2 pseudogenes are annotated in these 9,533 nt (G+C 74.6%); both read left to right on the top strand.

Features of this window, described 5'->3' with window-relative positions:
• Positions 1–5,656: pseudogene (locus OO63_RS44385) on the top strand (type I polyketide synthase); the annotation flags it as partial.
• Positions 5,657–9,533, top strand: a pseudogene (locus OO63_RS44380) (type I polyketide synthase); the annotation flags it as partial. It abuts the pseudogene before it with no gap.

The raw sequence follows: 9,533 nt of genomic DNA, 5'->3' as shown, positions 1-9,533 counted from the left end.
GGCGGGCAGGGCGCGTACGCGGCGGCCAACGCCTACCTCGACGCGCTCGCCGAGGCCCGCCGCGCCCGCGGCCTGACCGCGACCAGCGTCGCCTGGGGCCTGTGGGCCGGGGGCGGCATGGCCGGGGACGACGGCACCGAGCACCTGCGCCGCCGCGGTCTCGCGGCGATGGCGCCGGAGCGCGCGGTGGCGGCCCTCACGCAGGCTGTCGCGTCACGGCCGTCGAGGTGCGCAACCGCCTCGCCGCCGCGACCGGCCTGAAGCTCCCCACCACCCTCGTCTTCGACTACCCGACGTCCGCCGTCCTCGCGGGCCACCTGCGGACGCGGCTCGTCGGCGACCAGGACGCCGGACGGACCGCCGCGGCCGCGGCCTCGGCCACTTCGACGGGAACCGATGACGACCCGATCGTCATCGTCTCCATGAGCTGCCGCTACCCCGGCGGCGCCACCAGCCCCGACGACCTCTGGCGCCTCCTCGCCGAGGGCGCGGACGCCATGTCCGACTTCCCGGGCGGCCGCGGCTGGGACCTGGACGCTCTCTACGACGCCGACCCCGCGCAGCGCGGCACCAGCTACGCCCGCCAGGGCGGATTCCTCTACGAGGCCGACCAGTTCGACCCGGTCTTCTTCGGGATCTCCCCGCGCGAGGCCCTCGCCATGGACCCCCAGCAGCGGCTCCTCCTGGAGACCTCCTGGGAGCTCTTCGAGCGCGCGGGCATCAACCCGGCGACGCTGCACGGCAGCCAGGCCGGCGTGTTCGTCGGTGCCTCCTCGCAGGGCTACGGCTCCGGTCTGAGCCAGACCCCCGAAGGCGTCGAGGGCTACCTCCTCGCAGGCGGCGCGACCAGCGTCATCTCCGGCCGCCTGTCGTACGCGTTCGGCCTGGAAGGCCCGGCGGTCACCGTCGACACCGCCTGCTCGTCCTCCCTCGTCGCCCTGCACCTGGCCGCCCAGGCACTGCGCCAGGGCGAATGCGACCTCGCCCTCGCGGGCGGCGTCACGGTCATGTCCAACCCCGGCGCCTTCATCGAGTTCAGCCGCCAGCGCGGCCTCGCCGCCGACGGCCGCTGCAAGGCGTTCGCCGAGGCGGCGGACGGCACCGGCTGGGGCGAGGGCGTCGGCCTGCTCCTTCTGGAGCGCCTGTCCGACGCCCGCCGCCAGGGTCATGAAGTCCTGGCCGTCGTCCGTGGCTCCGCCGTCAACCAGGATGGCGCCAGCAACGGCCTCACCGCCCCCAACGGCCCGTCCCAGCAGCGCGTCATCCGCGCCGCCCTCGCCAACGCGGGCCTGTCCGCCGCAGAGGTCGACGCCGTCGAGGCGCACGGCACGGGCACGACGCTCGGCGACCCCATCGAGGCGCAGGCCCTCCTCGCCACGTACGGCCAGGACCGCCCCGCCGACCAGCCGCTGTGGCTCGGCTCGGTGAAGTCCAACATCGGGCACACCCAGTCCGCCGCCGGAGTCGCGGGCATCATCAAGATGGTCATGGCCATGCGCCACGGGGTGCTGCCTCAGACGCTGCACGTGGACGAGCCGAGCACGCACGTGGATTGGTCGGCGGGCGCGGTCGAGCTGCTGACAGAGGCTCGCGAGTGGGGCGAGCGGGACGGCGGTGTGCCGCGTCGCGCGGGTGTGTCGTCGTTCGGTGTGAGCGGGACGAACGCCCACGTGATCGTGGAGCAGGCGCCGGTCGCCGAGCCCGTCGACGCGGTCGAGCCTGTCGGTGACGCGCCGTTGACGACGGTCGTGCCGTGGGTCGTGTCGGGTCGCAGCGCCGAGGCGCTGCGGGCGCAGGCCGAGCGGCTGCGGGAGCACGTCGCCGGGAGCGAGGGCCCTGTACGAGACGTTCCGGGTCTTCGCCGACGCGCTGGACGAGGTGTGCGCGCACCTGGACGCGATGCTGGACCAGCCGCTGAAGGACGTCATGTTCGGCGTGGACGCCGAGCTGTTGGAGCAGACGGTGTACGCGCAGCCCGCGCTGTTCGCCGTCGAGGTGGCCCTGTTCCGTCTGGCCGAGTCCTTCGGGGTGCGGCCCGAGATCGTCGGTGGGCACTCCATCGGTGAGCTTGCCGCTGCCTACGTCGCCGGACTCTGGTCACTGGAGGACGCCGCTCGCCGAGAAGCTGACGTATCAGGACACCGCTCTGCCGGTGGTCTCGAACCTGACCGGACAGCTCGCCACCACGGAGGAGTTGAAGGACCCGGGTTACTGGGTCCGCCACATCCGCGAGGCCGTCCGCTTCCACGACGGCCTGGGCACCTTCACCGCGCAGGGCGTCACGACCCTCGTAGAGCTGGGCCCGGACTCGGTGCTCACGGCGATGGCGCACGACACGATCACCGACTCGGCCGCCCAGGCCGGTCTCGTCGCGGCCCTGCGCAAGGACCGCCCCGAACCGGGCACGTTCCTGACCGCCCTCGCCAAGGCATACGTGCGCGGAACCGACGTCGACTGGGCGCCGCTGTACGCGTCGACGCCGAAGCGCCGCGTGGACCTGCCCACGTACGCCTTCCAGCACGAGGGCTACTGGCTCCGGCAGACCGCCGGGGTGGCCGACGTCGAGTCGGCGGGACTGGTCCCGGCGGAGCACCCGCTCCTCGGGGCCGGGATGCCGCTGGCCGACACCGACGGGTACGTCTTCACCGGGCGGCTGTCCCTGGCCACGCACCCGTGGCTGGCGGACCACGCCGTCGCCGGACGCGTCCTGCTGCCGGGCACCGCGTTCGTCGAGCTCGCCGTGCACGCGGGCGGGCAGGTCGGCTGCGGCACGCTCGACGAACTGACGCTCGGTGCGCCGCTGGTGCTGCCCGAACAGGGCAGCGTCCAGGTGCAGTTGCGCGTCGAGGCGCCCGACGCCACCGGGCGCAGGCCGCTGAGCCTGCACTCCCGCCCGGAGCCGGGCGCCGGCGCCGAAGGACTCGCGGCCGACACCTGGACCAAGAACGCCACCGGCACCTTGACCGAGTCCGCACCGGACGCCGCCGCGACCGCCGCGACCGCGACGGCCGCCGACCTGACCACCTGGCCGCCGCGCGACGCGGAGCCCCTCGCGGTCGACGGACTCTACGGCGATCTTGCCGATGCGGGCTTCGAGTACGGGCCCGTGTTCCAGGGGCTGCGCGGAGCCTGGCGGCGCGGCGACGAGGTGTTCGCCGAGGTCGCACTGCCCGAGGACGAGCACACGACGGCCGGCTCCTTCGGCCTCCACCCGGCGATCCTCGACGCCGCCCTGCACGCCCGCGCCGCCGGTGCGGCCATGCGGAGCGAAGCCGACCGGCCCGCCGCGGACGGCCTGCCCTTCACCTGGACCGGCGTCACCCTGCACGCCGCCGGGGCCGCCACCGTCCGCGTACGGCTGCTGCCGAACGGCGCGGACGGGGTTGCCCTGGAGGTCGCGGACGCCACCGGCGCGCCGGTCGCCTCGGTGGCCGCCCTCGTCTTCCGCTCCATGTCGAAGGACCTCATCGAGCGGATGAGCGGGGCCGACCCGCACGCGGACTCGGTGTTCCGCGTCGAGTGGAAGCGGCAGCCCGTCGCCGCCGCCGAGCCGGTGTCCCTGGCGCTGCTCGGCGACGCGGGCACGCTGCCGACGGTGACCGCGTACGCCGACCTGGCCGCGTTGGGCGCTGCCGTGGGCGCGGGGGAGGAGCTTCCGGCGGCCGTGGTGTGGTCGCCCGGCGGCTCGCGGGGCACCGGTCGTGACGGCCTGGTCCGCCCCGAGGACGTCTCCGCGACGCTGGCCGACGCGCTCGGCGTGGTGCAGGGGTGGCTGGCCGACGAGCGGTTCGAGACGTCCCGGCTCGTCGTCCTGACGCGGGGAGCGGTGGTGGTCGACGCCACCGACACCGCCGACGTCGCCGACGCCACTGACACGGCTGACACGGCTGGCACCGATGGTGCCGACGGTGCCGTCGACGGAGCGCCGGATCCGGTCGCCGCCGCCGTGGCGGGCCTGGTGCGCTCGGCGCAGTCGGAGCACCCGGGCCGCTTCGTCCTGGCCGACGCCGACGCCGACGCCGACACGGATGCGTACGTGGCCGCCGACGCCGACCCCGCCACCAGCCCGGCCACCGCACCCCCGCTGGCCGCCGCCCTCGCCGCCGCCCTCGCGTCCGGCGAGCCGGAAGTCGCTCTGCGCCACGGCGAGGTATGGGTCCCGCGTCTCGCCCGCGCCGCCCTGACCCCCGCCGGGGACGCCCCCGCGCCTTGGTCCACCGGCACCGTCCTGGTCACCGGAGCCTTCGGCGGTCTGGGACGGGTGGTCGTACGGCACCTCGCCGAACGGCACGGCGTCCAGGACCTGCTCCTGGTGTCGCGCCGCGGCCTCGACGCCGCCGGAGCCACGGAACTCCAGGCCCAGCTCGGCGCGTTGGGCACCGGCGTCACCGTCGCCGCGTGCGACGTCGCCGACCGCGACGCCCTCGCCGCCCTCCTGGCGGAGCGGGGCGCGGACCTGACGGCGGTCGTGCACGTGGCCGGAGTCCTCGACGACGGCGTCGTCACGTCCCTGACGCCCGAGCGCCTGGCGACGGTCCTGCGCCCCAAGGTGGACGCGGCCCTTAACCTGCACGAGCTGACGGCCGACCTGGACCTGTCCGCGTTCGTCCTGTTCTCCTCGGCCTCCGGAGTCTTCGGCGGCCCGGGCCAGGCGAACTACGCGGCCGCCAACGCCTACCTCGACGCGCTCGCCCGGCACCGCCGTGCCCAGGGCCTCCCGGCGACCTCCCTCGCCTGGGGCCTGTGGGCCGAGGACAGCGACATGACGGGCGCCCTGGCCGACACGGACCTCAAGCGCATGGCACGCGGAGGCGTCCTCGCGCTCGCCACCGAACAGGCCCTGTCGCTGCTCGACCTCGCCCCGGCGAGCGAGCACCCGGCCCTCGTACCGATCCGCATCGACACCGCGGCGCTGCGCACCCAGCCGCCGGAGGCCGTGCCCGCCCTGCTCAGCGGCCTCGTGCGGCCCACGGTCCGGCGCGCGCGCTCCAGCACGGACACCGCACCCGCGGCCGTAGGCGCCGAATCCCTCGCGGACCGCCTCGCGGGCCGCCCGGCCGCCGAGCGCGACCGGATCCTGCTCGACCTGGTACGCACCCATGTGGCGGGCGTGCTCGGCTACGCGTCCCCGAACGCCGTCGAGCTCGGCCGGGGCTTCCTGGAGCTCGGCTTCGACTCCCTCACGGCCGTCGAACTGCGCAACCGCCTCACCGCCGAGACCGAACTCCGGCTGCCCAGCACGCTGATCTTCGACTACCCGAACCCGGCGGCCCTCGCCGAGCACCTGTCGGAGGAACTGCCCACCACCCTCGGCGCACCCCCCGCGGGACCCGTCGACCCGGGCGACCTCGACGGCGAGCTCGACCGCCTGGAGAGCGTCCTCAAGGCCGTCGGCGACAGCGCGGGCGGCACCGAGAGGGACCGCGTCGCCGACCGGCTCCGCTCCCTCCTCACGACCTGGGACAGCTCCCGCCCCACCGACCGCGGCACCGCCGCGGACGACGACCGGGAGCGCGAAGAACTCGAGGGCGCCACCGCCGACGAACTCTTCGACCTGCTCGACAACGAACTTCAGACCCCTTCGGAATCACATCCGAACAGCTCAGACACCGGCTCGGGCACCGAACGCCCCGGCCGCTTCGAGGAGGCGCTGTAAATGGCGGACGAGGAGAAGTACCTCGATTACCTGAAGCGGGCGACGGCCGACCTGCGCGACGCCCGCCGCCGGGTGCGGGAACTGGAGGACAACCGCCAGGAGCCCGTGGCCATCGTCGGCATGAGCTGCCGCTACCCGGGCGGCGTGGCCACGCCGGAAGACCTGTGGCGCCTCGTCGCCGACGGCACCGACGCCATCTCCCCGTTCCCCACCGACCGCGGCTGGGACACGGACGAGCTGTTCGACCCGGACCCCGACAACCAGGGCACCAGCACCACCGCCGAGGGCGGCTTCCTCTACGACGCCCCCAAGTTCGACGCCTCGTTCTTCGGCGTCTCGCCCCGCGAGGCCCTCGCCATGGACCCGCAGCAGCGGCTCCTCCTGGAGACCGCCTGGGAGGCCATCGAGCGCGCGGGCATCGACCCGGTCGCGCTGCGCCGCAGCCGCACCGGTGTCTTCGCCGGAGTCATGTACTACGACTACGCGACGCGCCTGCACGCCCTGCCGGAAGGCGTCGAGGGCTACATCGGCACCGGCAACGCGGGCTCCGTCGTCTCCGGCCGCGTCGCCTACACCCTCGGTCTCGAAGGCCCCGCGGTGACCGTCGACACGGCCTGCTCGTCCTCCCTCGTCGCCCTGCACCTCGCGGCGCAGGCGCTGCGTCAGGGCGAGTGCACCCTCGCCCTCGCGGGCGGCGTCACCGTCATGCCCACGGCGGGCACCTTCGTCGACTTCAGCCGCCAGCGCGGCCTGTCCACGGACGGCCGCTGCAAGTCCTTCGCCGCCTCCGCCGACGGCACCGGCTGGGGCGAGGGCGCGGGCCTCCTGCTCCTCGAACGCCTCTCCGACGCCCGCCGCAACGGCCACAAGGTCCTCGCCGTCGTCCGCGGCTCCGCCGTCAACCAGGACGGCGCGAGCAGCGGCCTGACCGCCCCCAACGGCCCCTCCCAGCAGCGCGTCATCCGCGACGCCCTCACCAGCGCAGGACTGAAGCCGGGCGACATCGACGCCGTCGAGGCCCACGGCACCGGCACCACCCTCGGCGACCCCATCGAGGCCCAGGCCCTCATCGCCACGTACGGCAAGGACCGCTCCGCGGAACAGCCCCTGTGGCTCGGTTCGTTGAAGTCCAACATCGGCCACACCCAGGCCGCCGCCGGAGTCGGCGGCGTCATCAAGATGGTGATGGCGATGCGGCAGGGCGTCCTGCCGAAGACCCTCCACGTCGACGAGCCCACACCCCAGGTCGACTGGGACGCCGGGGCCGTCGAACTGCTCACCGAGCCCCGCGCGTGGCCGGGCCGCGAAGACACCGGTCCGCGCCGCGCGGGCGTCTCGTCCTTCGGCGTCAGCGGTACGAACGCGCACGTGATCGTGGAACAGGCGCCGGGCGACGAGGCGGAGCCGGAGGGATCCGGGACGGCTGCCGGACCGCCGGTCTCGTCCGTGGTGTCGGGTGTGGTGCCGGTGGCGCTGTCGGCGAAGTCGCCGGAGGCGCTGCGGGCGCGGGCCGGGCAGGTGCGGGAGCTTCTGCTCGCGTCCGACGGTATGGAACTGGGCGATGTGGCTTGGTCGTTGGCTGTGTCGCGGTCCCGGTTCGAGCACCGGGGTGTCGTCCTCGGGCGGGACCGGGAGCAGGTCCTCGCAGGGCTGGCCGAGTTGGCCGACGGTGACGCGACCGCCCAGGGCGTTGTCACGGGCCGGGCGCTGGGCGGGTCGGTCCGGCCGGTGTTCGTGTTTCCGGGGCAGGGGTCGCAGTGGGCCGGTATGGCGCGCCAACTCCTGGACGAGTCGCCGGTGTTCGCGGAGCGGATGCGGGAGTGCGGTGACGCGCTCGCGGAGTTCGTGGAGTGGGATCTGCTCGATGAGTTGAGCGGGGACCACTTCGATCAGGTGGACGTGGTCCAGCCGGTGTTGTTCGCGGTGATGGTGTCGCTGGCCGCGACCTGGCAGGCGGCTGGCGTGGAGCCTGCGGCCGTGGTCGGTCACAGCCAGGGCGAGATCGCTGCCGCGTGCGTGGCGGGCGCGCTCAGCCTGCGCGATGCCGCCCGCGTCGTGGCCCTGCGCAGCCTCGCCATCCGGGAGCTGTCGGGCAAGGGCGGGATGGTCTCCGTGCCGCTGCCTGAGGCGGAGGTGCGCGAGCTGATTTCCGCGTGGGACGGCCGGATCGAGCTGGCCGCTGTCAACGGCCCGGCTCAGGTGGTGGTTTCCGGTGAGCCGGAGGCACTGGAAGAGCTGGTCGCGCGGTGCGTGGCCCAGGACGTCCGCGCCCGCACGATCCCCGTCGACTACGCCTCGCACTCCTCCTACGTCGAGCAGATCGAGGCCCAGATAGCCCAGGCGCTGACCCCGGTGGCCCCGCAGGCGGCGCGGATCCCTCGGCTCCCTGCGCCGTGACGAGGGCGGCGCCGACCGCCTCGCGGCCTCCCTCGCCGAAGCCCACGCCCACGGCACGGAGCTGGACTGGAACGCCCTCTTCCCCGGCGCCCGCACCACCGTCGACCTCCCCACGTACCCCTTCCAGCGCGACCACTACTGGATGGTGGCCCCGGACGACGCGGCGGACGACGAGGCCGCCGCGCTGAGCGTCGACGAGGTCGAGTCGCGGTTCTGGGAGGCCGTGGAGCGCGAGGACCTGGAGCAGTTGACGTCGACGCTCGTCGATGTGGACGAGAGTTCGCTGAGCGCGGTCCTGCCGGGGCTCGCGTCCTGGCGGCGGCAGCGGCGCGAGCGGTCCACGCTCGACGGCTGGCGCTACCGGGTCGCCTGGAAGCCGCTGCCGGGCGGACTTCCGGCCGCCGGGCTCCCGGGTCGCTGGCTCGTCGTCGTACCGGAGGGCGCGGCGGAGCGGGAGTGGGCGACGGGCGTCGTCGACGCGCTGACGCGTGCCGGTGCGGAGGTCACGGAACTGGCCTTCTCTGCACAGGAGTTGACGCGGGAGGCGGTGGCCGAGCGGCTGCGGCAGGCGGTGCCGACGAACGGTTCGGAGCCTGCCGGTGTCGTGTCCCTCCTGGGGCTCGACACGTCCGCGCACGCCGAGCACCCGGGCGTGCCCGTCGGCCTCGCCGGGACGGTCGCCCTGGTGCAGGCCCTCGGCGACGCCGGGATCGCGGCGCGCGTGTGGGCGGTGACCTCCGGCGCGGTGTCCACCGGGCGCAGCGACCGTCTGGAGAGCCCCGCGCAGGCGCAGCTGTGGGGTCTGGGCCGGGTCGTGGCCCTGGAGCACCCGGACCGCTGGGGCGGTCTCATCGACCTGCCGCAGGCGTACGGCGAGCGTGCTGCCACACGGTTCGCGGCGGCCCTGGCGGCTGCGAGCGTGGGCGCGGGCTCGGAATCCGGCTCGGACGCGGCTTCCGGCCCGGGGGACGAGGACCAGCTCGCCGTGCGGGACACGGGCGTCTTCGTACGCCGCTTCGTGCGCGCTCCCCTGGAGAACGGCACGGGTACGGAGCCGGAGTGGTCGCCGCGCGGCACGGCGCTGGTCACCGGCGGCACGGGTGCGATCGGCGGGCACGTCGCGCGCTGGCTGGCCCGGGAAGGCGTCGAGCACCTGGTCCTCACCAGCCGTCGTGGCCTGGACGCGCCGGGTGCCGCCGAGCTGAAGGCGGAGCTGGAGGAGCTGGGCGCCGACGTCACCGTCGCCGCCTGCGACATCGCCGACCGCGACGCGGTCACCGGGCTTCTGGAGAGCCTGGCCGCCGACGGCCGCACCCTGCGTTCCGTCTTCCACGCGGCGGGCGTCAGCCCGGCGCACACCGTCGCGGACATGACTCCCGCCGACATCGCGGAGGTCTTCGGCGCGAAGACGGCCGGTGCCACGCTCTTGGACGAACTGATCGACGGCGACGGCCTGGACGCGTTCGTGCTGTTCTCGTCC

This window comes from Streptomyces alboflavus, from assembly GCF_000716675.1.
GTDB lineage: Bacteria > Actinomycetota > Actinomycetes > Streptomycetales > Streptomycetaceae > Streptomyces > Streptomyces alboflavus.
Note: the sequence above shows the minus strand (reverse complement) of the source record. Positions and strands in the feature narration are given on the sequence as shown.